Origin of the sequence: Actinomycetospora sp. NBRC 106378, from assembly GCF_030269685.1 — a bacterium.
Classification (GTDB): domain Bacteria; phylum Actinomycetota; class Actinomycetes; order Mycobacteriales; family Pseudonocardiaceae; genus Actinomycetospora.
In genome coordinates this window covers 79,241-105,834 of record NZ_BSTT01000006.1, presented here as the reverse complement: position 1 = coordinate 105,834, position 26,594 = coordinate 79,241, and the positions used below count along the sequence as shown (strand labels likewise).

The following is a 26,594-nucleotide window of genomic DNA, read 5'->3' as shown; positions in this document are numbered from 1 at the left end:
CGACGACGAGAGCAGGAGGACCGACCCATGGTCGACATCCTCGGGGCGCGGCTCCCCGACCTCGATGTCAGCCACCCGCACCTCGGGCCTCGTGGCGCGGGGTGGCTTCGACACGTCTACCGCAAGGCGACCGTCCCGGACGACTGGAGCGAGGACGGCGAGCCGGCGGAGTGGTGGGACCAGACGTCGCAGGCTCCCATGATGAGCTTCCCGCGCTTCGACCTGTCGGAGACGAGCTACGCGATCGGCACCATGGCGGATCAGACGCCTGCCTGGCGGGAGGTCTACGCCGAGATTCTCGGCCGGCTGGTCGAGCGGCACATCACCTTCTGGGGGGCGGTCGACTGGCTGACCCAGTTCGGTGCGGACCCTCGCCGAGGGTCGTACCCGCAGGCGTGGGTCGACGCCTACATCCCCAACTGGCTGGTCGGTCAGTACGACACGCCCGGGTGGGTCGCGAACGGTGCCGCTCCCTTGGGGGCTGCAGCCGGATCCGATCGGGGCCGACGGCAACCTCTTCTTCAAGGGGTGGCTCAACCTCGTGCAGTCCCTGCACGCCTACGTGACGGGCGAGGACAGGTGGGGCGACCCGTTCCTCGTCGCCGGGGTCGATCGGACCCGTTTCGAGTGGACCCAGCACCGGGTCGTGGACCTCCTGGTCAGACAGTGGCAGGAGAACCCGAAGGGGCCGCACTGCGAGAACACCAAGATCTGGCCGTTCTGTCTCTCTGCCGCGGGTCTCGGGCTCCAGCTCTACGACGCGATCTTCGGCCGCTCCTCGCACCAGGTGTACGACCAGTGGTTGGCTGAGAACAAGGACCTGTTCTTCGCGATCGACAAGCGCACCGGTGAGCTCGAGCGGGTCGCCTTCTACCACGACCCCTTGATCGACTACACGCAATGGCAGCCCCCGCTGGGTGCCCTGCCGGTGTGCTTCTACCTCGCGCCGCAGGAACCCGTCTTCGCGGAGTACCTCTACCACGCGGCCGTCAGTTCCCTGGGGTGGAACGACCCGAAGAAGCCCATCGCGGTCATCCCCGAGCCGCGACGGATGGCGGTGGCCATGACCGTAGCCCGGGAATTCGAGGACGACGTCACCGTCCACCGCCTCACCGACTACGCCGAACAGCACTTCGAGCCCCGGTACTTCGGGGACGGTGAATTCGGGTTCTGGTTCGGTCTCGACGAGACGTGGCCCCGTGGTCAGCTCTCGGCCTGCGCGATGGTGAGCGAGGTCGGCCGACCTGGCGCCTGGTCGCAGTTGTTCAGGAACCCGAACCTGGCCAAGTTCGACGAGCCGACCCTCGAGGGCGTCGACTACCCGACGCTCGGCATCGTCCAGGCGTGGTACGAGAAGGGGACCGGGATCCTCCACATCGGTACCTATGCCGGCGACCCCGCCGCCACGGGTCGCGCGACCACGTTCCGCGTCACGCGCCTCCCGGACGCCGCGGTGGTCCAGGTCCGGTGCGACGGCCAACCCTACGAGCGGTGGCGGGCCGACGAACCGGGTGGGATCACCGTGGACACCACCTACGGGCCGCACGTCTTCCAGGTCTTCACGGCCACCGACGGCCGTAGCCCAGTGTGGCGGGCCGGGCCGGGCCACCGGGAACGCAGCGGACCACCGTCGAGCGCTACGCCGTCGCGCGGGACCGGCGAAGGCCACATCTCACCCGCAGACGGCGCGGCGGTGGCCCGCCTCTGGTCGCCGGTCAGTGCATCGGTGTCGCTGTGCGGCGGGGGGTGCTGCGGGGCATGACCACCCGGCCAGTCGTCGAGTTCGACACCTCGACACCCGTCATCGACAGTCATCAGCACGTCATGCTGCCGGTCCAGGACCAGATCGACGCCCTGGACGAGGCGGGCATCGACAAGGCCGTGCTCATCATCGCGCGCCCCCACCCGGAACGAGCGTCCGACCTCGCCGGGTTCCAGCGCGAGATGGCGGTGCTCTCCCGGGCGACCAGCGGGGGCAGCGACGGCGACGAGCCCCTCCGCGCCGCAATGTCCGAGCAGAGAGCAGCGCTGCACGCCCATCCCGATCGCTTCCTCGGGTTCGGCCCGGTCCCGGTGGCCGGGGCGTCGGACATCGACCGGTGGGTCGACGAGGAGGTCGCCGGTCACGGATTCCGCGGGATCGGCGAACTCGTCCCCGTTCCCGACCGGGGCGAGGAGATCGAGCCGGTGGTCCGGGCCGCCTCCGACCACGGCCTGCCGGTCCTGGTGCACGGCTACGCCCCCCAGACCCTCGCCGACATACGCGCATTCGCCGAGATCGCCCGGCGCCACCCAGGCGCACCCGTGATCATCGGCCAGCTCGGAGGAGCGAATTGGCTCACCGCGATCGAGGCGGCCCGGGACGTCCCGAACCTCTATCTGGACATCAGCACCCCGCAACTCGCCTTCGGGCCGCTGCTGGCGATGCAGGAGTGTCCGGAGAAGACGTTGTTCGCCTCGGACGCGCCCTACGACGACATGGTCTCCATCCGCGTGCTCGCCGAGAGGATGATCGCCCGCACCCGCTGCGGGTCCGAGCTACGGGCCCGCATCCTGGGCGGAACCCTCCTGTCCCTGCTCGCAGACTGACGCCCCGATAGGCCGGCGTCCGAGCCGGCGTTGCCCAGCCCCGATCTCAGCGACGAGAGGACAGATGATGAAGGTCGCCTACGTTTTCTCCACGTCCGGTCACACCGCCAGCTACAAGCTCGGGCAGATGATCCTGCCCCAGCTCGAGGAGGACCGGCACGGCGCCGAGGTCGTCGGGATGATGTTCTTCGACGACAACACCTACGTCCTGCGCTCCGGGGACCCGCTGGGTGAACGCATGGCCACCGTGGCCGCCGACCAGAACATCCTGCTGATGCTGTGCGACCGGTGCGCCCTCGAGCGCGGGCTCGCCCAGGGCGAGCCCGGGAGCTGCTCGTCGACCGGGACCGTCCCGGGCGTCGAGGTGGACTGCTTCCCGGACCTCTACGCGGCGTTGGCCGGAAACCCCCCGGACCACATCATCACGCTGTGACTTCTCGTTGACCGGTGGCCCCCGGGCTCGGAGAATTCCTCGCCCGATGCCCGTGGGGGCGGGGACGTGACCCCCGCACCGGCACCCGGGGCGGCTTCGGGCCCATACGCCCAGCTCGATCAGGACGAGGACGGATTACCGGTCGCCGATCACGCCGATGAGCTCCTGGGTCGCGCACGCGAGGCGGGCGAACACGCACCAGGCTTGAGGTGCATCGCCCTCGAGGAATGGTGGGTGATCGAGCACCGCTTCTGACATAATCCAACGGAGTAGCCGTGTGACCAGTACGAATGACGATCCGATAACTTAGATTGTGTCAGCGTTAGGTTGCCGACAATCGTTTAATGTGAGCGTTCTCGGTGGCAGGAATTGTCGCGATAGCGGTGAGGCGTACCCCGGAGAGCTGACATAGCGCGCGATTTAGTGCGTGCGCTCGGAACAGGTGTCGAACCCCGGCGTCACGATCGCTGGGGTCGTGGCCGTGCCGGAGGGGCGTCGCTGATGGACGGCGTCGGGTATGGACCGCTTCACAGGCTCACCGTCGCGAGGAGGACAACGGGTCGGTCTGGTTGGCGTAGACGACGGTGTTGTCACGATGGGAGCGTGCCCTGTCGTCGACGGGCCCGCCGCGGGTGATCAGGTGCATCTCCGGGTGCGTGGTGGGCCGTAGACGTCTCGGGAAAGCGTTCCTGGGGTACTGCCGCACGACGTTGACCTCGTAGGTGATCACCCGGCCGTTGCCGCAGGTGACGGTGAATTCGTCGAGGGGCTCGAGCTGGGAGGGGGCGTAGAACACTTCCCCTGCTCTCCTTCGTCGTGCCCGGCCTTGCCGCCGGTCACGCTCCGCACCCGTGGTTCGTCGGATCAGCACGACTCGGTGGCCGCCATGTCGGGCGAGGGCGGGCAGGAGGATCGGCGCGCGGTGGGTTTGGATCGTCATCCCGAGCGGGACGAGCAGTCGTCCTCTCCCTCGACTGTCGTGGCGGTCGTCGCGGATCGGGGAGCCCGGCTACGGTCGTTGTCCACCCGGTGCGCCGGAGGGACAATGCGAGGATCCAGCTGCTGCGGGGAGTCAGCGGCGTGGTGATCGCAGAGGGGGGACGGTGGCCGAGGACTACGCGCAGGACGCCGGTGCGGCTACGTGCGGTGGAGTCACCGATCCCCAGCGTCTGATCGTCTTGTCGGAGGCCGGACTCGACGCGCGCTCCGATCCCGCCATGGAATGGTTCGCCGAGCGCGTGCGACGGTGGATGCGGGTGCCGGTGGCCCTGGTCTCCCTGGTCCGTCTCGACGAGCAGGTCTTCCCCGGTGCCGTCGGGCTCGTCGAGCCGTTCGCGAGTTCGCGGCGGACACCGTTGACGCACTCGTTCTGCCAACACGTCGTCGCCACCGGGCGCCCGCTCGTCATCGACGACGCCCGGGCAGACCCGCTGGTGGCCTCCAACCTGGCGATCCCCGATCTCGGGGTGGTGGCGTATGCCGGGATACCGCTCACGGACGAGGCGGGCCACGTCCTCGGCTCGCTCTGCGCGATCGACCACGACCCCCGTCGCTGGGGCGCCGACGAGCTCGAGATCCTGCACGATCTGGCCTCTGCGTGTTCGACCGAGCTCCGGCTGCGGCTGGCTCGTCGGGACGCCGAGCGGGAGCGGGCCGACCGGGATCGTCTGGAGCTCTCCCTGCGGGAGTCCTTCGAGCGCTCGCAGACCCTTCTCGAGGTGTCCCGGTCGGTCGGGGACAGCACCTCCGTCGAACAGGTCCGAGCCGGGCTGGTCGACCTGGCCGGTGGCGTCCTGGGCGCCGAACACGTCGCGCTCTTCGCCGTCCGCGACGGCGATCTCCAGCTGCTCGTGGCGCCGGGCACGGAGCGGACCGGCGCGGACCGGGCCTGGGCGGACCTGGAGGACGACGCGCAGGCACCCCCGCGTCGGGCGGTTACCGAGCAACGGATCGTGACGTGGTCGACCGAGGACGGCTACGAGGCGCTGCTCCCGCGGTCGACGCGAGCGCTCGGCCTCGGGGCGGTGGCGGCAGCACCGGTGTCGGACACCCGCGGCGTGCTGGGTGTCCTGATGCTCGGGTGGACGGGACCTCGGCGGTTCACTCCGGCGGATCTGCTGCTGGTCAACACCGTCGCGCTGTACACCGCGCAGGCCTTCGACCACGTCGGGTGGGTCCAACACCGGGTGAGCGTGGCCCGCCAGATGCAACAGGCGATGTTGACCACGCTCCCGGAGGTACCGGGCCTGCAGCTCGCGGCCAGGTACGTGCCCGCGGACGACCGCGAGTACGTCGGCGGCGACTGGTACGACGTCCTCGCCTTCTCCGACGACACCGGACCCGGCGACCCGGTCGTGGTGGTGTCGGTCGGCGACATCGTGGGACACGCGCTCGATGCCGCGATCGACATGGGCCAGGTGCGGTCGATGCTGCGCCAGAGTGCCTGGGACAGCACGTCCCGTCGGCCGTCGACGATCATGTCCCGGTTCGAGACCGCGAACGACGGGACCGGGCTCGGTGCCGCGGGCACCGCGGTGGTGGCGTGTCTTCGCCCCAGCGACCCGAGGCAATGGGCGATGACGTGGATCAACGCGGGGCACCCTGAACCGCTGCTGGTGTACCCCGACGGGACCACCCGGCTGCTCGACGGACACGGCCGACTGTTCGGCCTGCCACGCGGCTCGACCGAGGACCGTCAGGACCTGGAGCTGACCGTCCCGGTCGGAGCCACCCTCGTCCTCTACACCGACGGCATCGTGGAACGGCGTGGTGTCGACGTCGACGAGCGCACCGGCGAACTCCGCGCGGTGTTGGCCCGACACGCAGGCTCAGGTCCGGACGCCCTCGTTGATGCCGTGCTCGACGGGTTCGGTCGCGATGCCGGCGACGACATCGTCGTGCTGGCGGTCCGGTTCGTGTAGTGCAACACCTGGGGATCTGCACGCCCGCCCGCACCCGCGGGCAGCGACCGTCCACTGCGAACTCTCCCGCCCGTCACGGCTGACCTGGCTCATACCTCGAGTGCCGGGCGGCGGGGCGCTTCCGATCCGGGTCGTCGGGGTATCGGGTCCTCGCTTCGGGGACTTCCTCGGCGCATCGCGACCACAGCGCCCCGGGGGTGGGACCGACCGTGTCAGCCGAGAGGCCACCACCGGCGCAGGAGTCCGCCCGCTACCCGGCCGGCGCCGGACCCCCCACAGCCGAGACCGCATCGGCGTCCACGCCCGGCACGGGACGCTCCTCACCACCGGTGGCGGCACGCAGGCCCGGTGCTCCCCGTTGGGACGACGCGGCCGATGACTGGCTGATCCGTGAGGCGACCTCGGGGTCCACGTTCTCCGGGCAGGCCTTCGAGGTGCTGCTGCGTCGCCATCAGGACCGCATCTACCGGATCGCGCTGCGGATCACCGGTGACCCCGCCGACGCCGCGGATGTCGCCCAGGACGTCGCGGTGCAGCTGTGGCGGGCCCTGGTCACCTTCACAGGCTCCTCGACGTTCTCGACCTGGCTCCATCGAATCGTGATCAACCGCAGCCTCAACCTCCAACGCGCCCGCCGCGTGCCCACGCGTGGCACGAGCGAGCTGCTCGATCAGGACCACCCCCGCACCACCGGGCCGGCCCAGCGGGTCGAGGACGCCGCACGCCTGGACGCCGCGACGCGCTCGCTGGCGGCGCTGCCCGCCGAGCAGCGGGCAGCAGTGGTGCTCTGCCAGATCGAGGGAATGTCCTATCGGGAGGCCGCGATCGTCGCCAACATCAGCGAGCCCGCCCTGCGCAGTCGCCTCGAGCGCGGCCGACGCAACCTGCTCGCCGCGATGAAGGACTGGACATGACCCGCACCGGTGCCACCGGGAACGAGCCGCCGGAGCGGCTGGCGTGCGGGGCCGACCCCGACGCGCTGCTCGAGCAGATCGCCGAGGGTCGCGGCGCCGAGCGCGACGACCACCAGCGTCAGTGCCCGCACTGCCAGGCCACCCTCGCCGAGTACTCGCGACTGTGGGCGCCGTTCGACGAGCTCGCCGCCACCGAGGTCCATGCCCCGCCCGGGCTGTTCGACCGGGCGCTGGCCACCATCCGCGAGCAGGCCGGTCCGGCCGGCTACGGCCGGGTCGCCGACGAGACGGACTCGTTCCTGGTCGCGGCGCGCGCCGTGGTCGCCGTCGCCGGGCGCGCCGCCCGCACCAGCGCCGGGGTCCGGATGGCCCTCGGCGCCCTCGGCAGGGTCATCGACCCCACCCCGTCCACGGTCGCCGCCGGGATCAGCGGGCAGAGCGTCGCGCTCGAGCTGACCGTGGCCGCCGAGTACGGCCACGACATGCAACGCCTCGCCGAGCACCTCCGCGCCCGGGTCGCCGCCGAGGTCGCCGCCCAGACCGGCCTCGAGGTCGTCACCGTCGACGTCGCCATCACCGACGTCTTCCCCACCCCCACCGATCACGACGGCCAGGACCACCGGCCGATGTGAACGGGGTCACCCGAGACGGACCGAGAGGATCCTCGGCCGGGCGGGTCCAACCGCAGGTCGACCGGAACGCAGTGCGCACCGGTCGCCGGCGCCCCCGGCCCTCGGGGACGTCGGCCCAGACGACATCGCGCGAGGAGTTCTCCATGACCGTCCCCACCACCTCCACCCCCGCCAGCGCCTCCAGCGCGGGGACCACCGGGCCGGCCGGCGGGTCGGCGCTCGCAGCGTCCCCCGCCGCCGGAGGCGGGCTGGACAGCGCGCAGGGCAAGACCACCATCTCCGACGCCGTGGTCTCCAAGGTGGCCGGCATCGCTGCCCGAGAGGTCCCCGGCGTGCACGGCTTCGGCGGCGGCGCCGCCCGCGCCTTCGGTGCGATCACCGAGCGCATCCCTGGCGGCCGCGCGTCGAGTACCCAGGGCGTGTCGGTCGAGGTCGGCGAGCGCCAGGCCGCGATCGACCTCACGATCGTGGTCGAGTACGGCGTCGCGATCTCCGAGCTCGCCCGTGCCATCCGCCGCAACGTCATCGGCGCGGTCGAGCAGATGACCGGTCTGCAGGTCGTCGAGGTCAACATCAACGTCGTCGACCTGCACCTGCCCTCCGCGGACGACGACGCCGCCGACGACCAGGCTCCTGCGCGTCCCACCAACCGCGTTCAGTGACCTCCCCGCGCTCCGGCGGGACCCCCCTTCCCGGGGACGGGGGCATTGCCCCGGCCTCGACCGGGCCGGGCCCGATGCCCCCCACGGCCGAGAGTCCGCCCGGGCCGCCGGTCGACGTCGCACCCCGGTTCGACCCGGCCGGGTCGGTCACCGCGCCGGTCGCCCGCGACACCGACGCGCTCGCCGAGCCCGTCGCCGCCGCGGTGCTGGCCTGCCCTGCGGTGTCGCGGCTCTCCGCCGGACCTTTCGGCACCGTCGGCACCTACCTGCCCGGGCGTCGGGTGACCGGGGTCCAGATCACCGCCACCGAGGTGACCGTGCGGGTCGTGGGTCATCCCGGGCCGCTGCGAACCCTCGAAGCCCAGATCCGCGCCGCGGTCACCCCCCTGGTCCCCGGCCTGCCGGTCCACATCGGCCTCGATGACCTCGACACCGGCGACCTCGAGGTCGACAGACCCTGATCCTGGCCGGCTCCGATCCCGTGCGGCCCTGATCCCGTGCGGTCCTGATCCCGGTGGCGCGGGTCGCTGACCCGGGCCTCCCCGGGCGTCCGTCGGGCCCGGCCCCTCGCCGGGCCCGCCGGATGTGTCGCTCCGCCTCCGGCCGGCGCTCCATCCGTCCTGGCCCTCCCGTCCTCCTTCGTGGTGGGCCCCTTCTCGCTCTTCCCGGAGTTGATCGACATGCCTGTCTCCCACACCGCCCTCGGCCTGATCGTCGGCCTCGTCCTGGGTGTCTCGGCCGCCTTCGGCGGGTTCGTGGCGTTCCTGATCGTGCTCGTCCTCGGCGCGCTGGGCCTGCTGATCGGCCGGGTCCTCGACGGCCAGCTCGACCTCGACGGCCTCACCGGCCGCGGCCGGTCCGGCTCGAACCTCTGAGGGCCCACCCGATGAGCAGCCCCTCCGGCCCTCGCGCCGCCCGCCCGGGCCCCGAGCCCGACGACACTCCGACCGGGCAGTTCTCCACGGCTCCGCCCACCCGCGCGGGCTTCTCGCCGGTCACGGAGAAGGTCACCTCGACCGCGAACACCCCCACGCCCGGTACCGGCCGGCACGCCGCCGACGCTCCCGAGGCCGCCGAGCGCGGCTCGCTGTCGATCGAGGACGTCGTGGTGGAGAAGGTCGCCGTCGCCGCAGCCGCCGAGATCGACGGCGTCGGCGGCGCCGCGCGCCGCGTGCTCGGCGTCCCGACCGGGCGCGACGACGGCGACGGTCGACCCCGTGCCTCGGCGCGAGTCAGCGGCCAGACCGCTGCCGTCGAGGTCCGCCTCACCGTCGCCTACCCCGCCTCAGTGCGTGAGACCACCGAGGCGGTCCGCGCGCACGTCCGCGACCGGGTCGAAGCGCTGACCGAGCTCAGCGTCGCCCGCGTCGACATCTCCGTCGCCGCCCTCACCCGCGGCACGTCCGTGACCCGGAGGGTGATCGCGTGATCCGCCGTCCTCGCCGCAGCCTGCCCGCCACGATCGTCGCGCTGGTGATGCTCGCGGTGTGCGTGCTCGTCGTCGTCGCGGTCGTGCAGTCCCTGCTCGGCCGGACCCCGTTCATCACGCTCTCCGCGCTGCTCGGGGTGACCTCGTCGCAGAGCTGGTCGAGCGCTGGCACCGTCGCCGTCGCGATCGTGCTCGCCGTCCTCGGACTGATCCTGCTCGTCATCGCCCTGCGTCCCGGGACACCGACCGTGCTGCCGCTGCGCGCCCTGGTCGACGACGACGACGGCAGCCGCGGCGCCGACGCCGGCGTCCGCCGCAACACCCTCACCAAGGACCTCGCCACCACCGCGGGCGCCGTCCCCGGGGTCACCTCCGCCGACGTCTCCGCCCGCCTCGGACGCATCACCGCCACCGTCACGGTCGCCGCCGCCGACCCCGCCGCCGTGCCCGCCGAGGTCCAGACACGGCTCGAGACCCGGATCGTCGAGATCGGCCCCGCCGCCCGCCCCCGCGTGCGGGTCCGCGCCCGCGCCGACAAGAACACCTAGGAGGGGCCGTCATGGCCAGCCCGAACCGGCCCGCCCGGCTCAACCGCACCCTGCTGCTAGTCGTCGCGATCGTCCTGCTCGCCGCCGCCGCGTTCACCCTGCTCACCGCCTTCGCCGTGCTCCTGCTGATCCCCGCCGACCAGGCGCTGACCCCGGCGTCGCTCTCCCCGCCGACCTGGGTGTCCTACGTCGCGATCGCGATCGCGGTGATCGTCGGGCTGCTCGCGCTGCGCTGGCTGCTCGCCCAGACCCAGCGCCGCGCCAAGACCGGCACCTGGCGCCTCGAGGCCGACCCTGCCACGGGCGCCACCCGCATCGACGCCCAGGACGCCGTCGCCCCCCTGGTCGACGAGGTCGAGAACTACCCCGGCGTGCACCGCGCCTCCGCACGCCTCGCCGGCACCGTCGCCCGCCCGATGCTCTACCTCACCGTGGGCACCGAGGACGCTGCCGACATCACCGACGTCCGCCGCCGGATCGACACCGAGGCCGTGCCCCGGCTCCGGCAGGCCCTCGACCTGACCGCCCTGCCCGCCGAGGTCCTCTTCCGCCTCGACGACGCCCGCAGCGCCCGACTCACCTGAGCCCACCCACCATGCGCCCGGCCCGGCACCGGGTGGCGGAGCTTCCCACCGACCTTCGAGCGCCCGCACCCAATCCGGGTGCAGAAGGGTACGGGAATCCGTGCAGTCGGCTTCGTGAAACGACAGCGGGCACGACGATCGGCATCGCCGCTCCGTCCCCAGAGGCGACGGTGGGGGAGGGGCGTGGCGAATCGGCGCTGCTCGACGCCGGTGCCGCCTGGACCCGCTGGCGCGACCTGCTCGGCTCCCACGGCATCACAGACGGCCCCGCCTGGCGCGGCATCGACCGCTACGGCCGCCGCCCCCGCACCAACGGGCTGCACCGCAACTCGATCGCCGAGATCATCAAACGCCGCGCCGCCGCCGCCGGGCTCGAGGACGCCGACCTGTGGGGCGGGCACAGCCTCCGGCGCGGGTTCGCCACCGAAGCCATCGCCGCCGGCGTCCCCGAACGCGACGTCCAACGCCACGGCCGCTGGCGCTCCCGCGCCTCCATGGACCCCTACATCGACGCCGCCCGCACCTTCGACCCCACCAACCCCACCCACTGGCTCACCTGACGGAAAGCATCGGTTCTCGGAAGTTGACCGGCACACCTCGCTGCATCCCGCCGACGGCGCGGACGACCTCAGTCACGGCATGGCTCGAGGAGGCCAAGGAGACCGCCTGACCGCGTCGAGGACGACGTCCAGCCGCGCCGGCGATGGACCGTCATCGTCCGCACCGGCGGGCGCGGGGGAGCCGGGCGAGCCCGGCGGAGGACCCCGCACCCGGCTGTCGTCCGTGGGAAAGCGGACCGAGCGCTGGTTCGTGCTGGCTGTGCCGGCCGGGGGCGTACCCGTGACGACTGGTCGCCCGCGCGCTCGGATTCGCCGCACTCACGACGAACGTCGGACGCACCGGAGTGCACCGCGGTCTTCGGCGGCCCGACGTACGACGAGGCCAGGAGTGGGCTCGCTAGTCGGTGAACCCCGGCACGGAGAAGGCGTCTCGGAATCGGCGGAGCGCGGTGTCGGTGTCGGTGGCGGCCCATCCTTCGAGCCCAACGGTGCCCTGCCAGTCGGCGGCGTCGAGGGCGGCGGCGATGGCGCCGTAGCGGATTTCTCCGGTGCCGGGTTCGCAACGGCCGGGGACGTCGGCGACCTGGATCTCGCCGACCCAGGGCAGGGCCCGGCGGGTGAGTTCGACGAGGTTCCCCTCACCGATCTGGGCGTGGTAGAGGTCGAGGTTCATCCGCAGGCCGGGGCTGTCGACGGCGCGGACGAGGGCGAGGGTGTCCTCGGCGCGGGCGAAGGGGGTGCCGGGGTGGTCGACGGCGAGGTTGAGGTTCTCCAGGGTGAACACCCGCCCGGCGCGCTCTCCGAGTTCGGCGATGCGGCGCAGGGTGTCGGCGGCGGTCAACCACATGGCCGGGGTGACCACGTCGACCGGGCGGACAGGCAGGCCGCGGCCGTCGAGTCCGGTGCCGTGCAGGTTCAGCCGGGGGCAGCCGAGCTGCTCGGCGACCTCGACGGATCGGGCCGCGGAGGAGAGCAGGGCCTCGATGCCGTCGGGCTCGAGCAGGTCGCCGGTGATGTAGCCGGTCATGGAGGAGAACCGGGCGCCGGTGGTGACGAGCTCGTCGATGTCCTTGGTGGTCCAGTTCCAGATTTCGACCTCGAACCCGGCGTCGTGCAGGCGGGTGACGCGCTCGGTGTAGGGGAGATCGGTGTGGAGCATCTCGGCGCTGGCGGCAAGGGTGAAGCTCATCGGAGGTCCTTCACAGTGACAGTGGTGCCGTTCTCGATGCTGCGGATGGCGGCGTGGGCGATCTCGAGAGCGGTACGGGCGTCGCGGGCGCCGACCACCGCGGGCTGCTGGGCGCGGATGGCGTCGGCGAAGGCGGCGAACTCGCCGACGTAGGCGGTGTGGAGCAGGTCGGTGTCGGCACGGGAGGTGTCCACGTGCCGCCCGTCGGCGAGATGCAGGATCATGTCAGTGGCACGGCCGTCGCCGGCGGTGACCATCCCGGCGGAGCCGAACACCTCGGCGCGGACGTCGTAGCCGTAGAGGGCGGAGAAGCTGGCCTCGGCGGTGGCGATGGCGCCGTTGTCGAAGGTGATCGTGACGACCGCGGTGTCCAGGTGTCCCGAGGCCTTCGCGTCCGGGCGCACGAGGGCGTCGGCCATGGCGTTGACCCGCGTCGGGGTGGCGCCGGGGTTGAGCCAGCACAAGGTGTCGAAGTCGTGGATGAGGGTCTCGAGGAAGATCGTCCACTGCGGGATGCGTGTCGGGTCGGCGGTGAAGGGGCCGGGGTCACGGGTCAGCGAGCGCAGCAGCTGTGGGGTGCCGATCTGACCGTCGACCACGGCGCGCCGGGCGGCGGCGAAGCCGGGGGAGAAGCGGCGGTTGAATCCGACCTGCAGCACGGTGCCGGCGGTGTCGGCGGCGGCGACGACCCGGTCGGCGTCGGCGAGGGTGGTGGCCATCGGCTTCTCGACGAAGACGTGCTTGCCGGCCTCGAGCGCGGCGATGACGAGGTCGGCGTGGAACCGGGCCGGGGCGCAGATGACGACGCCGTCGAGGTCTTCGGTGGCGAGCAGCGCTGCCGGGTCGCTGCCCGAGGGGACCTCGAGAGCGTCGCCGAGGCGGCCCGCGGCGGCGGCGTCGGGGTCGACCACCGAGGTCAGCTCGACGCCGGGGACGTGGCGGGCGAGGGCCTCGGCGTGGTGGGTGCCGATCCGGCCGGTGCCCACGAGGGCGAGCCGGACGGTGCGGGTGGCGAGTCGGGTCATGGCAGCCTCATCAACTAGTACGTTCTAGTAGCACGTTCTAGGTTAAGGTTGGACGGTCGACGACGTCAACGGAGGATCGATGGGCGCCTCACGGCCGACCATGGTCGACATCGCGCGAGCCGCAGGCGTGTCGACGGCCTTGGTCTCGATCGTGATGCGTGGCGTTCCGGGAGCCAGCGACACGACACGCGCCCGGGTCCTCGCGGTGGCCGACGAGCTCGGCTACGTCCCCGACCAGCGGGCTCGCAAGCTGCGCCAGCGCCGGTCCAGGGTGCTCGGCGTGTGTTTCGGCCTGCGCCATGCGTTCCACGGCGACCTGGTCGAGCAGCTCTACGTCGCCGCCGCGGATCGCGGACTGGACCTCGCGCTCTCGGCGACCGCACCCGGTCGCCACGAGACGGCCGCGGCGCAGGCCCTGCTGAGGGAACGTCCCGAAGCGCTGATCCTGCTGGGTCCCACCCTGTCCGACGAGGCGCTCGACGACCTCGCCGCGAGAGTTCCGGTGGTGGCGCTCGCCCGGTCGACCGCGGCGAACGTGAGCGCGGTGATCTCCGACGAGCGAGCCGGGATCGACGCCGCCATCGCCCACCTCGTCGGCCTGGGACACTCGGACATCGCCCACGTCGATGGCGCCCACGCACCCGGTTCCGACGAGCGACGGACGGCCTTCCGTGACGCGGCCCGCCGCGCGAATCTCACCGGCTCGCGGGTGCTGACCGGCGGGCTCACCGAGGTGGACGGGATACGCGCTGCGCGGGAGCTGCTCGACGGGCCGCTGCTCCCGACCGCGGTCGTGGCCTTCAATGACGTCTGTGCGGTCGGCGTGCTCGAGGAGCTACGACGCAGCGGGGTCGCGGTCCCCGGCGACGTGTCGGTCGTCGGCTTCGACGACTCGAGCATCGCCCGCCTCGCCCACATCGACCTCACCACCGTCGCCCAGGACGTTCCCGGGTTGGCATCCGGCGGCGTCGCCGCCGCCGCTGCTCTCGCCTCCGGCGAGCCGTCCCGTCGGGTCGTCCTCGACCCCCATCTGGTCGTCCGCTCGACGACCGGCCCCGCCTCTGGGCACCAGCCCGGCGACGCCACGTAGGCCGACGCGGCTGTACGAGAGGTGGGTGCTCCCGAGGTCCGTGAGCGCCTCTGTGGTGCGTCTTGGTGGCGTCAGCGGTGGGCGATGTCCAGCTCGATGACCCCGCAGCCCGCGAGGTAGGTACGGGTGCGTTGCGCGATCGGGGGCGGCGTGTCCGGGTGGCACGGATACATGTCCTGCTCGACGATCGGGTAGATGTCCCGGCCCAGGCCGGCGACCGCGTCGAGGACCGGCCGCATGTGCGGCCCTCCATAGGGCGGCTCGATCATCACCCCGCGGCGGACGGCCTCGGGGAACCCGAGGTCCTCTGCCTCCACCTGGGCACGAATCGCGGGGTCGACCTGCTTGAGATGCACGTACCCGATCCGTTCCGCGAACCGCTCGATCAGGTCCACGCAGTCGCCGCGGTAGTACGCGACGTGGCCGGTGGCGAGACAAAGGTTCACGTAGCGGGAGTCGGTCGCGTCGAGGAAGCGTTCGATCTCGGGCTGGTGACCGACATGGGAGTCCGCGTGCGGGTGAAACTGCACGTCCAGCCCGTACTGCTCGAGGATGCGCCGCCCGAGCTCGTCGATCCCCGAGGTCATGCGATCCCACTGGTCGACCGTGAGCTCGCCGCCGACAGCGCGAGTCAGGGCAGCGACCTCGGTGACCTGCTTCCAGACGTCGGCCCACGAGTTCTCGCGGTGCAGGGCCTCGAACACCGTCCCCGCAGAGACCTGCAGGCCGTGTCGAGCGAGGGAATCGCTCAGCTCGGCCGGGTCGGTGGGGAGATAGCCGTACGGGCCGATCTCGATCCAGTCGAAACCGGCCAACGAGACCTCACCGAGGAAACGATCAGCCGAAGAAGAGCCGCCGTTGCGTGACGTCGAGGGACCGCGCCCACGACAGCTTCTGGTGTGGACCGGTACCGAGCCCGGCCACATCGGGCCGGTGCCGGCCCGGATCAGCTCCGGGGGTCCGCTGTGACGACGACCTTGCCCTTCGCTCGACCCTGGGCGACGTACTCGAGTGCGGCAGGGGTCTCGTCGAAGGGAAAGGTGCGGTCGAGCGTAGGACGCAGTGCGCCGGCCTCGTAGAGGGCGGCGAGAGCGGTCAGGGCGGCGCCGTCGGCGTGCATGAAGAGGAAGGCGTAGCGGACGCCGAGCTTGCGGGCCCGGCGGCGGACCTTCCAGCTCAGCGCGGCCATGACCGGGGCGAGGAGCCGCTGTCCGAGCTGTCGGGCGAAGGCCGGGTCGGGTGGGCCGACGACGCTGATCGCCAGGCCGCCGGGGGCGAGGACGGTCAGGGACTTCTCGAGGTTGCTGCCGCCGAGCGAGTCGAGCACGACGTCGAAACCCGAGAGCACCGTCGAGAAGTCCGTGGTGCGGTAGTCGACGAATTCGTCGGCGCCGAAGCCGCGGACCTTGGCCTCGTCGTGTCCGCTCGCGGTGACCGTGACGTGTGCGCCGAGGTGCTTGGCGTACTGGACCACCGTCGCGCCGAGCCCGCCGGCGCCGGCGTGGACGAGCACCTTTTGACCGGGTCGGACATGGGCGACGTCGGCGAGGGCCTGTTTCGCGGCCAGCGCCACCAGTGGGACTGCGCCCGCTTCCGCCATCGTCAGCGACCGCGGCTTGGGTGCGACGTCGTCCTGGTCGATGGCGATCAGCTCGGCGAAGGTGCCGATCCGCAGATCACGAGGGCGGGAATACACCTCGTCGCCGACCTCGAAGCGGGTCACCTCGCGGCCGACGCGCTCCACGGTGCCAGCGACGTCGTGGCCCAAGGTGAACGGGGGCTTGTAGCGCAGGAGCTGCTTGAACTCGCCGTCGCGGACCATCTTGTCCAGCGGGTTGATGCTCGCCGCGGCGACCCGGACGAGGACGTCGCGCGGTCCGACCGTCGGCTCGGGCACCTCGGCCGCCCGCAGGCCGTCGGGACCGTACTTCTCGACCACGAAGGCCTTCATCGCTGCTCTCCTCCCGGAACGGACTTCTCGGGGCGGTCGAGGAACTCCACGAGGGCCGGCGCGAATGCCTCGTGGTGCTGGAACACACCGCCGTGCCCCGAGTCGGGAAAGACGACGAGTTCCGAGCCCGGGATGCGGTGGTGCAAGTCCCGGGAGAGCGCGGAGGGCACCATGCGGTCGTGGTCGCCGTTGGCGATCAGCGTGGGTTGGTGGACCTTCGAGAGGTCGGATGGGGTGCCCAGGCCCCACCGTGTGATCGCCACGAGCTGGGCGAGGAACCCCGTCACGGCCATCGGGGCGTCCCGGTCGCTCGTGCGTTCCTCGAGGCGTTCGAGGAACGCTGTGGCAGCTCGTTTGCCCTCCGGGTCGCGGCCGAAGAACAGGAAAGCCTTTGGATCCACACGGGCGAGCCCGGCCCGGACGATGTCGTAGAAGGTGACGGCGGGGACCTTCGCGATCCCGCTGCCGCCGCGCGGTCCGGTGCCCGCGAGGACGAGCCTGCGGACGAGGTCGGGGTGGCGCTCGACGAGGACCTGGGCGACGAACCCGCCGAGGGAGAAGCCGACGACGTCGACGAGCTCGTGTCCCAGTGCAGTGACGAAGGCGTAGGTGTCGTCGGCCATCGCCTCGACGGTGCCGGGAACCGAGCCGGTGGACGCACCGACGCCGCGGTTGTCCACGGCGATGACGTGGTGGCCGGCGGCGACGGCATCGACGATCCGCGGGTCCCAGTTGTCCAGGGTGGCCGCGAGGTGGACCAGGAACACGACCGGCACGCCACCGGTCGGCCCCAGCTCGCGGTAGGTGAACGTGATCCCCGCGGCGGCGACGGTGCGCGTCGGGGCCAGCGCATATCGGGTGACGACGACCTGGTTACTGGCATTCATGAGCGGATTCCTGACAGGTGTTGCCCGCTGATCGGTCCGTGGATCGGTCGACCCCTCGGGCGACGGCGTGTTCGATCATAGTACGAACATACTGCCATGGCGTGCAGTTCCGGTGCGCGTCGTGTCGGCCCCTCAGGGCATCGGGATGGGACCCTGCGGGGGGAGGGCCAGGACGTCGAAGAGCTCCGCGAGCGCCGAGGGGGGCCCGGAGGCGACGGTGGCCCGCCCGCTCGCGAGGGCTCCGGACGGCGTCAGCTCGCGGAGCGCGAGGGCGAGGAAGGTCGCGAGGTCGCTCTCGACCCGGGCCGTCGGCTCGACCGGGGACGGGCCCGAGCGGGGCAGGACCCGCCCCTCGGCCATGCGCAGATGGAACACCTCGCGCCCGACGTGGAACTCCACGACGTCGTCGCGGTGCGCCGCCGGCGCCCGCTCCGGGGCGTGCGTCAGGCACAGGGCGATCAGCTCGGCCCGGATCGTTCCCGGATCGACGCGCTCGTCGAGGGGGAGCTGCAGACCCCACAGGGCGAGACCCACCACGGGCCCGCGCAAGCGCTCGCCCTCCTCGGTGAGTTCGTAGACCGGAACGCTCGCCGGCTCGGGCAGAGTCGCCCGCCGGACGGCGCCCGCGTCTTCCAGCGTCGTCAGGCGCATCGAGAGGCGATTGCTCCCGATACCCGGGAGCGACGCGAGCAGGTGTTTGAACCGCTTCGGGCCCAGCAGTAGCTCCCGGACCACCAGCAGGGTCCACCGCTCGCCCAGGACGTCGAGCGAGCGGGCCAGCGGACACATCTGTCCGTAGGTCCGTGTCGGCGCCGAACTCGTGCTCATGGCCTTCCCTCCCCGATCGACAGTGCCATCTTGACACACGATTCGGGCCTAACCACTATACGTTTCGTATACCGATCAGAGCAGGAGCTTCGATGAGCCAGCCCCGCCCGACAACCGACCACCAGCCGTCGACCGACGCGGCCCGCGTCGCGTGGCAGGACGCGCCGACCCGAACCCTTGAGGTCAGCGGCGTGCGGTTCCGCTACCGCGAACTGGGCCCCCGTGGCGGCGTGCCGGTGGTCTTCCTGCACCACCTCACCGCGGTGCTCGACGACTGGGACCCCCGGGTCGTCGACGGGCTCGCCGCGCACCACCACGTGATCACCTTCGACAACCGGGGCGTGGGCGGCTCCAGCGGCTCCGTGCCCTCGACGGTGCAGGAGATGGCCGCCGATGCGGCCATGTTCATCCGCGGCCTGGGCCACGAGAAGGTCGACCTCCTCGGGTTCTCCCTCGGCGGCGGCGTGGCGCAGTTCGTGACCCTGCAGAACCCGGACCTCGTGCGGAAGGCGATCTTCACCGGCACCGGCCCCGCGGGGGCAGGCGGACTCGACAAGATGGTCCGGATCGCGGGCCTCGCCTACCTCAAGGCCGCGCTGACCTTCAGCGACCCGCGGAACTTCCTGTTCTTCCCTCGCACCCCCGAGGGCAGGCGCGCCGCGAAGGCCTACCTCACACGGCTCAAGGAGCGCACCGCCGACCGCGACGAACGGATCTCCCTGCAGGCCATGGGCGCGCAGCTCCGGGCCATCGTCGACGCCGGTCGACAGCAGCCGCAGGACCTCGGGGTCATCGACAAGCCGGTCCTGGTCGCCAACGGGGACGCCGACCTGATGGTCGCCAGCGAGCACTCCGCCGACATCGCCCGGCGCATCCCGGGCGCCCAGCTGGTCATCTACCCGGGCTCCGGGCACGGCGGAATCTTCCAGTACCACGAGCAGTTCGTGCCTACCGCCCTCGCTTTCCTCGCCTCGTGACCTACGACCTCGCCGGTCGCACCGTGCTGGTGACCGGGGCCTGCGGCGGGCTCGGGGTCGCTCTGGCCGAAGCCCTGCGGGCCAAGGGGGCGCGCCTGGCCCTGGTCGACCTCGATGCCGACCACGTCACCGATCGGGCCCGCCGGCTAGGCGACCAGCGGGCCGCCGCCGGCTGGGCGGCCGACGTGCGCGACCTCGACCGGCTGATCGAGGTCGCCGCGTCGGTCCGCGCACACTTCGGGCGGTTCGACGTCGTCGTGGCGGCCGCCGGTGTCCTCGGGCCGCTCACCGCCCTCGGGACGACGCGCGAGGCCGACTGGCAGCGGGTCGTCGACGTCAACCTCGGCGGCGTGTGGCGGACCTTCAAGGCCACCGCCCCTCACGTCACCGAAGTGCGCGGCCACATGCTGGCCCTGTCCTCGATGATCGGCTTCATCCACCCACCCCTGCTGGGCAGCTACGCGGCCAGCAAGGCCGGTGTGTGGGCCCTGTGCGACTCCCTGCGTCTCGAGCTGCGCGGCTCCGGGGTGACGGTCGGCAGCGTCCACCCGATCATCTTCCGGACCCCGATGATCGGCGACGCCCTCGAGAGCCCCGCCGCTTCGGCGCTCGTGCGCGACTTCACCGGAGTGTTCGCCCCCGTACCGCTGCCGACCGTCGTCGAGGCGGTGGTACGCGGCATCGAACGCCGTTCCGCGCACGTCGTGACCCCCCGGCGGGTCCGCCCTGCAGCCCGCGCTGCCGGACTGGCCCAGGCCGCGCTGGAGCGCATCCACTTCCGCCCGCGCGCGATCAGTGAAGCCGTCCGGCTCGGGTCGCTGCCCGACCAGCCGCGCCGCGACGCGACCACGCCGTCCTGAATCTCGACCGACCGCCTTCAAGGAGGCCCCGGGATGTCCGTCCTGTCCGACCCGTTGACTCTGGCCTGCGGCCAGGTACTCCCCAATCGGATCATGAAGTCCGCCCTGAGCGAGGCGCTCGGCACGCGGAGCAACGCTCCCGACCACCGCCTCGAGCGCCTCTACACCACCTGGGGCGGAGGCGGTTACGGCCTGGTGGTCACCGGCAACGTCATGGTCGATCGCAGCCAACTCGGGGAACCCGGGAACGTCGTCATCGAGGACGAACGCGACCTCGACGCCCTGACCAGGTGGACCAAGGCCGCCCACGACGGCGGCACCCCCCTGTGGGCCCAGCTCAACCACCCGGGCCGCCAGGCCAATCCCCTCGCCCTCGGGCACACCCCGGTGGCACCGAGCCCCGTCGCGGTGAGCCTGCCCGGCGCGGCGAGGCCTCGGGAGCTGACCGGGCGCGAGATCGAGGACATCATCGACCGCTTCGCCGCCGCTGCCTCGGTGTGCGAGACCGCCGGATTCGACGGCGTCCAGATCCACGGCGCGCACGGCTACCTCGTCGCCCAGTTCCTCTCCCCGGCCACCAACCGGCGCACCGACGACTGGGGCGGCGATCCGCAGCGCCGCATGCGGTTCCTGCTCGAGGTCGTGCGCCGGGTCCGTGAGCGGGTCTCGCCCGGGTTCGCCGTCGGGATCAAGCTCAACTCCGCGGACTTCCAGCGCGGCGGCTTCAGCGAGGACGAGTCCCGCGGTGTCATCGAGTCTCTCGCCCACGAGCGCATCGACCTCATCGAGGTCAGCGGCGGCAGTTACGAGGAACCGGCCATGATGGGCACCGCCGCCGAGAGCACCCGCGCCCGCGAGGCCTACTTCCTCGACTACGCCCGCACCGTGCGGGAACTCGCCGGCGACATTCCCCTCGCCGTCACCGGAGGCTTCCGGACCCACGGCGGCATGGCTGCCGCAGTCGAGTCCGGCGACTGCGACGTCGTGGGCATCGGACGACCGACCGCCGTCGTGCCCGACGCTGCCGCGGCCATCCTCGGCGGGCGGGTCGACGCCCTCCCGAGCCATCGGATGCAGTTCGGCATGCGCCGCGTGCTGGGCGCCGTCACCGACCTCAAGGCCCTCGACGGGTTCCTCGACCTGAGCTGGCATGCCGATCAGCTCCACCGGATCGGCGCCGGACTCGACCCCGACCCCGACCGGGGGGTCATCGCGACGACGGTGTCGATGCTCCGCCGCAACGGGCGGGTCACCTCGCCGCGGCGTACCTCGTCGGGGACGGGCCCTCGATGAGCGCGGATACGGCGGACTTCGTGACGGTGGACGCCTTCACCCGACCTGCCGGCGGGTTCCGCCGATGGCGGACGTCGGTGCAGGCCGTCCTCTCCGCGGGGGTCGAAGGGCTCCGCGCGGCGACGACGAATCGCACCAACGACGGCACGCACAGCCTCGTGCCCCACGTCGTGCCGGGCGGCGCCGCCTTGGTCGCTGCCTGGGACAGCCCCGAGGCGGCCGCGGCGGCGTGGCGTGGCCCCCTCGGGCGGCTCCTGGTCGGGCGCGACCACTTCAGCCTCGACGGTGAGGTCGTGCGGGTGAGGACCCAGCATCCCGGCGACGACTGGTACGGATGGAGCCCGTCGGCGGCCGGCGCCCGGGAGATCGAGCGGGACGAGCCGCTCGTGGTGATCGTGCACGGGGTGCTGCGCCCGCGCTGCCTACCGGGGTTCCTGCGCAACAACCTCCACGCCGCCAGCAGGGCGGCGCACCACCCCGGGCACCGGGGGAGCGTCGACATCTCCTCGGACCTGCCCTTCGAGCACACCTCGGTCAGCCTGTGGTCCTCCGCCGCTCAGGCCCTCGACTACGCCTACGCGCCCGGCGGACACGCTTTCGCGATGAAGCACGCGGTCTCGACCGACACCCACCGCACGGGGGTGTTCCTGCGCATCCGCCCACTCGCGAGCGCCGGCGGTCTCGGTCTCCCCGGCCCCGCGTACCCGGACCTGCGACCGACGCGCAGGACGGACCACTGACGTTCGGAGCTCAGCGTGCGGCCTCGTCGTCGAGATCGAGCATCGCGAGGACGTCCCGCTGCCCCTGGTCGAGGAGCTCCTCAGCCAGGGCGGGGTCGTCGACCGCCCGCGCCAACTGCAGGGTCCCGAACAGGGCGGCCAGGGCGCCGAGCACCCGCACCCGGAGCCGTCCGGGCTCGTCGGGTTCGAGATGGGCCGCGACGACGTCGGCCAGCCCGACGATCCCTGCCGTGTAGGCAGCCCGCGCCGCGGGCGAGCTCCGGTCGATCTCGCCGAGCAGTGCCGCGGAGGGGCAGCCCTCCCTGCGCGCGTCGCGGTGCTCGCCCGACAGGTAGGCACGGACCACGCACGCCAGCCCGTCCCGGCCGTCGACCCCGCGGTAGACGTCGGCCTGGGTCTGGAGCGTGTCGGCGATCACGTGGGCGATGAGGTCGTCCTTGGAGGCGAAGTGTGCATAGAAGGCGCCGTTGGTCAGACCGGCGTCCTTCATCAGGGTGGCGATCCCGGAGCCGTCGAACCCGTCCTGCCGGAACCTCAGGCCGGAGGACTCCACGATCCGACGCCGAGTGGCCTTCTTGTGCTCCGCGGCGTACCTCGACACGACGCCGTCCTTCCGTCGACTGGGGTTGTCGAGTTCCGAGTCTAATCTTATGGTCGTCATATTACGATCGTTCGCTGATTCTTCGGACCAGCCCGAGCCTGCGCTCGATCACCACAGGAGGTCGTCATGCCGTCGTTGAAGGGGTCCATCGTCCTGGTCACCGGGGCCAACCGGGGGATCGGGACGTACTTCGTCCACGACGCCCTCGCCCGGGGTGCCGCCAAGGTTTACGCCTCCGCGCGCCACCCGCAGGACTGGGACGACGAGCGGGTCGTCCCGTTGCACCTGGACGTCACCGACCGGGAGTCGATCGCATCCGCTGTTGCCGCCGCGTCCGATGTGACGGTCCTGGTCAACAACGCGGGCGCCTCGCCGCCCGGATCCGAGCTCCTGTCCGCCGAGGACGACGACATCCGGGCGGTCATGGAGACCAACTTCTTCGGGCCGGTGTTCCTGGCCCGGGCCTATGCCCCGTTTCTCGCGGGTCGCACCGGAGCCGCGATCGTGAACGTCCACTCGGCCCTCAGCTGGTACGCCGTCGCCGGCATCTACAGCGCGTCCAAGGCGGCGCTCTGGTCGGCCACGAACTCGCTGCGCCTGGAACTCGATCCGCGCGGTGTGCACGTTGTCGGCGTGCACGTCGGGTGGGTCGACACCTCCATGGCCGCCGCCGGGCCCGACGAACCCAAGACCGCCCCGGCCGACCTCGTGCGGATCGTGCACGACGCGCTCGAGGCCGACGAGTACGAGGTCCTCGCCGACGACACATCGCGGCAGGTCAAGGTCGCGCTGAGCGCGCCCGTGGATGTGCTCTACCCGCAGTTGCGGGCCACCACGCCGTGACCGCGTTCCAGGAGCGGAGAGGTCGAGCTCGGTGAGGCGCCTCGGTGCAACTGGTTCTGCGCCTTGGAGCGAAGGACATGGACAGGACCGACACCACCGGCCACCACGGCGGGCTCCGGCCCCGGGGGCGACTCGGACAGGGAACTTCGTGGGTGTGGCCGTCCCTGAGTCTCGAGGGCAGGAGCTCGAGCCCTCGATGAACGTCCGGGGTCGTTCGCAGGTCCCGTCGGCTGGGATGCCTGCTGCCCTCGTCATCGCCGCCGCGGGGCCACTCGGAGCCTCGCTCCCTGCGCGCCGGCAAGGGATGCTGCGGCGACGTCCTTCGCGGGAGCGCTTCGCGGACCAGGGCCCGGCGCGGACTGATCGACGACGGTGAGCACGACCGACGCCAGGAGGGTGATCCCTGACGAGCGCGTGAGCATTGCCAGGACGGCCGCGGTGCCCCGCCGAACGCTCGCTCGGTCCGCCACGAGCGAGAGCGCCTCGACCACCGCGCCGTTGCCGGCCGAGTACGAGGCCTGCGGGACCTGACCGGCCCCATTCGGTCCGAACACGGACGCGATCGTGATGATCGAGCCCCGACCCGCGGCGAGGATCGGCCGGACGGCTGTCTACGACAGCGCGAACACCGAGGTCGGGTTCAGGTCGACGACGGCCGAGAACGTCTCGACCGGCTCGTCCTCGGCCGGCCCGACGTCAGACGACCGATCGATCGTCGCCGTCGTCGCGATCTCCGGCGAAGGCATCGGCGAGGCCTCGGATGACAAGACCGATCGCCACGTCGAGCTGGCGGAGGAACGCTCCTGGTGTCGGGTTGCTGTCGGGAATCCAGCGCCAGAGTGCCCCGAGGTAGACGTCGTAGAGAATCTCCGCCGCAGCGTCGAGTTCCGCGACCGACTCCGGCGATTCGTCGGCGAGCCAGGCTCGCAATTCCTGGGCCATCGGCGTGCGATGGAACACCGGGCCGCCGGCGTAGAGGAAGCCGAGCAGCATCTCGCGGGTCTCCACGGGCCGGTCCTCGGTGATCACCGCGAGTTCGTGGAAGTACACGCGTAGCCCGTCGAGCGCGGACTGCGGAGCTGCAGCCCGAACCGCGTCGGCTGCCCGGGCCCGCCGCCGTCCGGCCCACTCGAGGGAGATGTCGCTCTTCGTCGCGAAGTGGTTGAAGCAGCTGCGCCGCGACGTGCCGGCCCGGGCCGCGATGTCGTCGAAGGTGGTGACGTCGTATCCGCGCTCGGTGATCAGTGCGACGGCTGCCTCGTAGAGCCGTTCCCGCGTCTCGAGCCGGCGGCGCGTTCGTCCGTCGACCGTTCGATTTCGAACTCGAGGTCGCGGCCGTCATCGGCACCCCCGGCATCTCGATCCCACGGGAGAAGGCCGAGGACCACATCGCCGGCTACCTCGTCTACTGCGACTGGAGCGCCCGCGACCTGCAGATCGAGGAGCGGGCGCTGCAGCTCGGGCCCGCGAAGGGCAAGGACGGCGCCAATTCGATCGGCCCGATGCTCGTGACGGCCGACGAGATCGCCCACCGGCGCAGCGGCGAGGCCTTCGACCTGGCCATGACCGTCTCCGTCAACGGAGAGCGGGTCGGCGGCGGAACGTGGAGCAGCATCGACTGGAGCTTCGCCGACATCGTCGCCTACGCCTCCCGCGGCGCCCGACTCCGTCCCGGCGACGTCATCGGCTCGGGCACCGTCCCGACCGGATGCCTGTTCGAGCACTTCGCGATGGACCCCGACCAGTTCCGTGGCTGGCTGAAGCCTGGCGACGAGGTGGTTCTCGCCGTCGAAGAACTCGGCGAGCTGCGCCACCGCATCGTCGAGGGCGACGCGGTCAACCCACTCCGAACGGGGTTCTGAGCAGGCCGAGGTCCAGGCAGTGGGAGAACTCCGCGGGTCGTGGACCTCATAGCCCGGGTGCTCGGTCATCTCCGCTTCGCGGTCTCGAGCACCGTCTTGGTCAGTCGGCACCGTATCGGCGCAGTGTGAGCAGGTCTGTCCACGTCTGCTCGGTGTCGCTAGCAGGTGGGAGCCGTCGTCGGCGGGACCCCAGCTGGTCGCGTCGAGGTTGTGCCCCACGTTGCCGCTACCGATGATCAGGACTCTCCGACGGCGCGGCGGGGCGAGCTCAGCGCCGAGCTCGAGGTGGTGGTCGAGCGGCTTCTCGGCGTTGATGCTCAGCTGCACCACCGGGATCGAGGCATCGGGAAATGCGTGCGGCAGCACCGAGGAGGTGCGTCGTCGATGCCCCAGCTGTCGACATCGGCACCGACCCAGGTCGGGTGCACGACCTCGCTGACCTCGCTGACCTCGCTGACCTCGTCGGCGAGCTCGGGGAGCCCGGAGCGGGGTGGTCGACGTCGAAAGAGCTCGGGCGGGAACCCGTAGAAGTCGTGGATGGTGCGCGCAGGGGCATGGCGGTGACCGCGGTGGCGTTGACGTACCAGTGCGCGTTGATCACCAGGCTCGCCCGCGGTCGGTGCACGGCAGTTCCCAGTGAGTGCCAGGCGGTGGTGTAGCGGTTGTCCGCCAGCGCGTTCATCGGGTTGCCGTGCCCGAGGAACGCCGCCGTCATCAGCGCATCGGTCGTGTCCACCGGCGGCGCTGATCAGCGCTGATCGCGGCCGAACAGGCGCTGCAGGAGGCCCGGCTTGCGCTTCTCGTTGCTGGTCTCCTCCGATGTCTGCCCGCCTGGATAGTTCTGCCCGTAGTGCTCGTACAGCTGGCGCTCCTGCTCGCCCGAGAGGTCGTCGCCGGAGTCGGTGCTCGGCGCGTCGCGAACCGCGTCGCCGTCGACGGATACCTGCAGCCCCTGGCCGTCCTCGGCACGGCGGGCGTCGAGCATCGGGACGTACGAGCGGGTTGCGGGGTCCGCCTCGTTGACGACGACGGCCCAGACGGGAGGGCCGTCGTCGGTCTCAACGAAGAACTCCTCGATGCTGCCGATGACGTTCCCGTCCTCGTCGTAGAGAGGCGCGCCCCGATAGGCGACCCACTCCATTGCCTGTGTCATGCGACGACTCTCCACGTGATCGA

30 protein-coding genes are annotated in these 26,594 nt (G+C 71.6%); 20 read left to right on the top strand and 10 right to left on the bottom strand.

From position 1 onward, the window contains the following. Window positions 1-463: 463 nt before the first annotated feature. The 3 genes from QSK00_RS15600 to QSK00_RS15590 all read left to right on the top strand — a co-directional run bounded on the left by QSK00_RS15600 (window position 464) and on the right by QSK00_RS15590 (window position 3,022). On the top strand, window positions 464-1,762 hold the full coding sequence (locus QSK00_RS15600; RefSeq protein WP_285592031.1) for a linalool dehydratase/isomerase domain-containing protein: 1,299 nt from the start codon (window positions 464-466) through the stop codon (window positions 1,760-1,762). Further along, a complete protein-coding gene (locus QSK00_RS15595) occupies window positions 1,759-2,589 on the top strand; it encodes an amidohydrolase family protein (RefSeq protein ID WP_285592030.1) in 831 nt (276 codons plus the stop codon). Before QSK00_RS15600 ends, QSK00_RS15595 begins: the two co-directional genes overlap by 4 nt. 67 nt (window positions 2,590-2,656) lie before the next feature. Continuing rightward, window positions 2,657-3,022 (top strand): SaoD/DsrE family protein, encoded by a 366-nt coding sequence (locus QSK00_RS15590; protein ID WP_285592029.1) that lies wholly within the window; start codon window positions 2,657-2,659, stop codon window positions 3,020-3,022. Window positions 3,023-3,557: 535 nt separating this feature from the next. On the opposite strand, the gene QSK00_RS15585 is transcribed toward QSK00_RS15590, so the two are convergent. Beyond that, window positions 3,558-3,818, bottom strand: coding sequence for a class F sortase (locus QSK00_RS15585; RefSeq protein ID WP_285592028.1), 261 nt, complete (start codon window positions 3,816-3,818; stop codon window positions 3,558-3,560). A gap of 421 nt (window positions 3,819-4,239) precedes the next feature. Here QSK00_RS15585 and QSK00_RS15580 point away from each other — a divergent pair, with 421 nt between their 5' ends. The 10 genes from QSK00_RS15580 to QSK00_RS15535 all read left to right on the top strand — a co-directional run bounded on the left by QSK00_RS15580 (window position 4,240) and on the right by QSK00_RS15535 (window position 11,272). Continuing rightward, window positions 4,240-5,943, top strand: a complete 1,704-nt coding sequence (locus QSK00_RS15580; RefSeq protein ID WP_285592027.1) for a GAF domain-containing SpoIIE family protein phosphatase — start codon at window positions 4,240-4,242, stop codon at window positions 5,941-5,943. A 329-nt stretch (window positions 5,944-6,272) separates the two neighbouring features. Further along, on the top strand, window positions 6,273-6,857 hold the full coding sequence (locus tag QSK00_RS15575; protein ID WP_285592026.1) for an RNA polymerase sigma factor: 585 nt from the start codon (window positions 6,273-6,275) through the stop codon (window positions 6,855-6,857). Next, on the top strand, window positions 6,854-7,489 hold the full coding sequence (locus QSK00_RS15570; RefSeq protein ID WP_285592025.1) for an Asp23/Gls24 family envelope stress response protein: 636 nt from the start codon (window positions 6,854-6,856) through the stop codon (window positions 7,487-7,489). Before QSK00_RS15575 ends, QSK00_RS15570 begins: the two co-directional genes overlap by 4 nt. Window positions 7,490-7,632: 143 nt before the next feature. Continuing rightward, window positions 7,633-8,151 carry an Asp23/Gls24 family envelope stress response protein gene (locus QSK00_RS15565; protein ID WP_285592024.1) on the top strand — a complete coding sequence of 173 codons (519 nt, stop codon included), beginning with the start codon at window positions 7,633-7,635 and terminating at the stop codon, window positions 8,149-8,151. Between the two features lie 74 nt (window positions 8,152-8,225). After that, on the top strand, window positions 8,226-8,612 hold the full coding sequence (locus QSK00_RS15560; RefSeq protein WP_285592023.1) for a hypothetical protein: 387 nt from the start codon (window positions 8,226-8,228) through the stop codon (window positions 8,610-8,612). A gap of 219 nt (window positions 8,613-8,831) precedes the next feature. Continuing rightward, complete coding sequence (locus QSK00_RS15555) at window positions 8,832-9,026, top strand: DUF2273 domain-containing protein (protein WP_285592022.1); 195 nt, start codon at window positions 8,832-8,834, stop codon at window positions 9,024-9,026. Between the two features lie 11 nt (window positions 9,027-9,037). Next, window positions 9,038-9,580, top strand: a complete 543-nt coding sequence (locus QSK00_RS15550) for an Asp23/Gls24 family envelope stress response protein (RefSeq protein ID WP_285592021.1) — start codon at window positions 9,038-9,040, stop codon at window positions 9,578-9,580. Further along, entirely contained in the window at window positions 9,577-10,128 is a 552-nt protein-coding gene (locus QSK00_RS15545) for a DUF6286 domain-containing protein (protein WP_285592019.1), read from the top strand. The genes QSK00_RS15550 and QSK00_RS15545 overlap by 4 nt, the downstream gene beginning before the upstream one ends. Window positions 10,129-10,139: 11 nt before the next feature. Continuing rightward, complete coding sequence (locus QSK00_RS15540) at window positions 10,140-10,712, top strand: Asp23/Gls24 family envelope stress response protein (protein WP_285592018.1); 573 nt, start codon at window positions 10,140-10,142, stop codon at window positions 10,710-10,712. A gap of 170 nt (window positions 10,713-10,882) precedes the next feature. Beyond that, window positions 10,883-11,272, top strand: a complete 390-nt coding sequence (locus QSK00_RS15535) for a tyrosine-type recombinase/integrase (protein WP_285592016.1) — start codon at window positions 10,883-10,885, stop codon at window positions 11,270-11,272. Window positions 11,273-11,669: 397 nt separating this feature from the next. Here the strand turns inward: QSK00_RS15535 and QSK00_RS15530 are convergent, their stop codons facing one another. Together QSK00_RS15530 and QSK00_RS15525 are read right to left on the bottom strand one after the other, a co-directional pair. Next, the gene (locus QSK00_RS15530; RefSeq protein WP_285592015.1) at window positions 11,670-12,461 is read right to left on the bottom strand and encodes a TIM barrel protein; all 792 of its coding nucleotides are present in this window, start codon (window positions 12,459-12,461) and stop codon (window positions 11,670-11,672) included. Next, the gene (locus QSK00_RS15525) at window positions 12,458-13,486 is read right to left on the bottom strand and encodes a Gfo/Idh/MocA family oxidoreductase (protein WP_285592014.1); all 1,029 of its coding nucleotides are present in this window, start codon (window positions 13,484-13,486) and stop codon (window positions 12,458-12,460) included. Before QSK00_RS15525 ends, QSK00_RS15530 begins: the two co-directional genes overlap by 4 nt. Window positions 13,487-13,565: 79 nt before the next feature. Between QSK00_RS15525 and QSK00_RS15520 the strand changes: the two genes are divergently transcribed. Continuing rightward, on the top strand, window positions 13,566-14,576 hold the full coding sequence (locus QSK00_RS15520; RefSeq protein ID WP_285592011.1) for a LacI family DNA-binding transcriptional regulator: 1,011 nt from the start codon (window positions 13,566-13,568) through the stop codon (window positions 14,574-14,576). 71 nt (window positions 14,577-14,647) lie between these two features. Here QSK00_RS15520 and QSK00_RS15515 read toward each other — a convergent pair whose 3' ends face one another. The 4 genes from QSK00_RS15515 to QSK00_RS15500 all read right to left on the bottom strand — a co-directional run bounded on the left by QSK00_RS15515 (window position 14,648) and on the right by QSK00_RS15500 (window position 18,242). Next, window positions 14,648-15,502, bottom strand: coding sequence for a TIM barrel protein (locus QSK00_RS15515; protein ID WP_285592010.1), 855 nt, complete (start codon window positions 15,500-15,502; stop codon window positions 14,648-14,650). Window positions 15,503-15,522: 20 nt separating this feature from the next. Further along, window positions 15,523-16,527 carry an NADP-dependent oxidoreductase gene (locus QSK00_RS15510; RefSeq protein WP_285592008.1) on the bottom strand — a complete coding sequence of 335 codons (1,005 nt, stop codon included), beginning with the start codon at window positions 16,525-16,527 and terminating at the stop codon, window positions 15,523-15,525. Beyond that, the gene (locus QSK00_RS15505) at window positions 16,524-17,414 is read right to left on the bottom strand and encodes an alpha/beta fold hydrolase (RefSeq protein WP_285592007.1); all 891 of its coding nucleotides are present in this window, start codon (window positions 17,412-17,414) and stop codon (window positions 16,524-16,526) included. The genes QSK00_RS15510 and QSK00_RS15505 overlap by 4 nt, the downstream gene beginning before the upstream one ends. Before the next feature lie 132 nt (window positions 17,415-17,546). Beyond that, complete coding sequence (locus QSK00_RS15500; protein WP_285592006.1) at window positions 17,547-18,242, bottom strand: winged helix-turn-helix transcriptional regulator; 696 nt, start codon at window positions 18,240-18,242, stop codon at window positions 17,547-17,549. A 92-nt stretch (window positions 18,243-18,334) separates the two neighbouring features. Here QSK00_RS15500 and QSK00_RS15495 point away from each other — a divergent pair, with 92 nt between their 5' ends. Genes QSK00_RS15495 through QSK00_RS15480 form a run of 4 tightly spaced genes read left to right on the top strand, consistent with a single transcriptional unit; the run spans window position 18,335 to window position 22,112 of the window. Continuing rightward, window positions 18,335-19,219 (top strand): alpha/beta fold hydrolase, encoded by an 885-nt coding sequence (locus QSK00_RS15495; RefSeq protein ID WP_285592005.1) that lies wholly within the window; start codon window positions 18,335-18,337, stop codon window positions 19,217-19,219. After that, a complete protein-coding gene (locus QSK00_RS15490; protein WP_285592004.1) occupies window positions 19,216-20,079 on the top strand; it encodes an SDR family NAD(P)-dependent oxidoreductase in 864 nt (287 codons plus the stop codon). Before QSK00_RS15495 ends, QSK00_RS15490 begins: the two co-directional genes overlap by 4 nt. A 33-nt stretch (window positions 20,080-20,112) precedes the next feature. Then, window positions 20,113-21,372, top strand: a complete 1,260-nt coding sequence (locus tag QSK00_RS15485) for an NADH:flavin oxidoreductase/NADH oxidase family protein (protein WP_285592003.1) — start codon at window positions 20,113-20,115, stop codon at window positions 21,370-21,372. Then, on the top strand, window positions 21,369-22,112 hold the full coding sequence (locus QSK00_RS15480) for a hypothetical protein (RefSeq protein WP_285592002.1): 744 nt from the start codon (window positions 21,369-21,371) through the stop codon (window positions 22,110-22,112). Before QSK00_RS15485 ends, QSK00_RS15480 begins: the two co-directional genes overlap by 4 nt. Window positions 22,113-22,122: 10 nt before the next feature. Here the strand turns inward: QSK00_RS15480 and QSK00_RS15475 are convergent, their stop codons facing one another. Beyond that, the gene (locus QSK00_RS15475) at window positions 22,123-22,713 is read right to left on the bottom strand and encodes a TetR/AcrR family transcriptional regulator (protein WP_285592001.1); all 591 of its coding nucleotides are present in this window, start codon (window positions 22,711-22,713) and stop codon (window positions 22,123-22,125) included. A gap of 126 nt (window positions 22,714-22,839) precedes the next feature. On the opposite strand from QSK00_RS15475, the gene QSK00_RS15470 reads away from it, so the two are divergent. After that, on the top strand, window positions 22,840-23,556 hold the full coding sequence (locus QSK00_RS15470; protein ID WP_285592000.1) for an SDR family oxidoreductase: 717 nt from the start codon (window positions 22,840-22,842) through the stop codon (window positions 23,554-23,556). Between the two features lie 696 nt (window positions 23,557-24,252). Here QSK00_RS15470 and QSK00_RS15465 read toward each other — a convergent pair. Next, entirely contained in the window at window positions 24,253-24,606 is a 354-nt protein-coding gene (locus QSK00_RS15465) for a hypothetical protein (RefSeq protein WP_285591999.1), read from the bottom strand. A gap of 194 nt (window positions 24,607-24,800) precedes the next feature. Here QSK00_RS15465 and QSK00_RS15460 point away from each other — a divergent pair, with 194 nt between their 5' ends. Continuing rightward, complete coding sequence (locus tag QSK00_RS15460; protein ID WP_285591998.1) at window positions 24,801-25,418, top strand: fumarylacetoacetate hydrolase family protein; 618 nt, start codon at window positions 24,801-24,803, stop codon at window positions 25,416-25,418. A 748-nt stretch (window positions 25,419-26,166) separates the two neighbouring features. Here the strand turns inward: QSK00_RS15460 and QSK00_RS15455 are convergent. Then, window positions 26,167-26,559: a PRC-barrel domain-containing protein gene (locus tag QSK00_RS15455; protein WP_285591997.1), complete on the bottom strand. Its 393-nt coding sequence runs from the start codon at window positions 26,557-26,559 to the stop codon at window positions 26,167-26,169. Window positions 26,560-26,594: the final 35 nt, after the last annotated feature.

What these genes read in the sequence shown, in the direction of transcription:
- QSK00_RS15595 (WP_285592030.1), top strand. Translation starts at nt 1,759, where the DNA reads ATGACCACCCGGCCAGTCGTCGAGTTCGACACCTCGACACCCGTCATC.
- QSK00_RS15590 (WP_285592029.1), top strand. Translation starts at nt 2,657, where the DNA reads ATGAAGGTCGCCTACGTTTTCTCCACGTCCGGTCACACCGCCAGCTAC.
- QSK00_RS15580 (WP_285592027.1), top strand. Translation starts at nt 4,240, where the DNA reads ATGGAATGGTTCGCCGAGCGCGTGCGACGGTGGATGCGGGTGCCGGTG.
- QSK00_RS15570 (WP_285592025.1), top strand. Translation starts at nt 6,854, where the DNA reads ATGACCCGCACCGGTGCCACCGGGAACGAGCCGCCGGAGCGGCTGGCG.
- QSK00_RS15565 (WP_285592024.1), top strand. Translation starts at nt 7,633, where the DNA reads ATGACCGTCCCCACCACCTCCACCCCCGCCAGCGCCTCCAGCGCGGGG.
- QSK00_RS15560 (WP_285592023.1), top strand. Translation starts at nt 8,226, where the DNA reads ATGCCCCCCACGGCCGAGAGTCCGCCCGGGCCGCCGGTCGACGTCGCA.
- QSK00_RS15555 (WP_285592022.1), top strand. Translation starts at nt 8,832, where the DNA reads ATGCCTGTCTCCCACACCGCCCTCGGCCTGATCGTCGGCCTCGTCCTG.
- QSK00_RS15550 (WP_285592021.1), top strand. Translation starts at nt 9,038, where the DNA reads ATGAGCAGCCCCTCCGGCCCTCGCGCCGCCCGCCCGGGCCCCGAGCCC.
- QSK00_RS15540 (WP_285592018.1), top strand. Translation starts at nt 10,140, where the DNA reads ATGGCCAGCCCGAACCGGCCCGCCCGGCTCAACCGCACCCTGCTGCTA.
- QSK00_RS15530 (WP_285592015.1), bottom strand. Translation starts at nt 12,461, where the DNA reads ATGAGCTTCACCCTTGCCGCCAGCGCCGAGATGCTCCACACCGATCTC.
- QSK00_RS15525 (WP_285592014.1), bottom strand. Translation starts at nt 13,486, where the DNA reads ATGACCCGACTCGCCACCCGCACCGTCCGGCTCGCCCTCGTGGGCACC.
- QSK00_RS15520 (WP_285592011.1), top strand. Translation starts at nt 13,566, where the DNA reads ATGGGCGCCTCACGGCCGACCATGGTCGACATCGCGCGAGCCGCAGGC.
- QSK00_RS15515 (WP_285592010.1), bottom strand. Translation starts at nt 15,502, where the DNA reads ATGTGGCCGGGCTCGGTACCGGTCCACACCAGAAGCTGTCGTGGGCGC.
- QSK00_RS15510 (WP_285592008.1), bottom strand. Translation starts at nt 16,527, where the DNA reads ATGAAGGCCTTCGTGGTCGAGAAGTACGGTCCCGACGGCCTGCGGGCG.
- QSK00_RS15505 (WP_285592007.1), bottom strand. Translation starts at nt 17,414, where the DNA reads ATGAATGCCAGTAACCAGGTCGTCGTCACCCGATATGCGCTGGCCCCG.
- QSK00_RS15500 (WP_285592006.1), bottom strand. Translation starts at nt 18,242, where the DNA reads ATGAGCACGAGTTCGGCGCCGACACGGACCTACGGACAGATGTGTCCG.
- QSK00_RS15495 (WP_285592005.1), top strand. Translation starts at nt 18,335, where the DNA reads ATGAGCCAGCCCCGCCCGACAACCGACCACCAGCCGTCGACCGACGCG.
- QSK00_RS15485 (WP_285592003.1), top strand. Translation starts at nt 20,113, where the DNA reads ATGTCCGTCCTGTCCGACCCGTTGACTCTGGCCTGCGGCCAGGTACTC.
- QSK00_RS15480 (WP_285592002.1), top strand. Translation starts at nt 21,369, where the DNA reads ATGAGCGCGGATACGGCGGACTTCGTGACGGTGGACGCCTTCACCCGA.
- QSK00_RS15470 (WP_285592000.1), top strand. Translation starts at nt 22,840, where the DNA reads ATGCCGTCGTTGAAGGGGTCCATCGTCCTGGTCACCGGGGCCAACCGG.
- QSK00_RS15455 (WP_285591997.1), bottom strand. Translation starts at nt 26,559, where the DNA reads ATGGAGTGGGTCGCCTATCGGGGCGCGCCTCTCTACGACGAGGACGGG.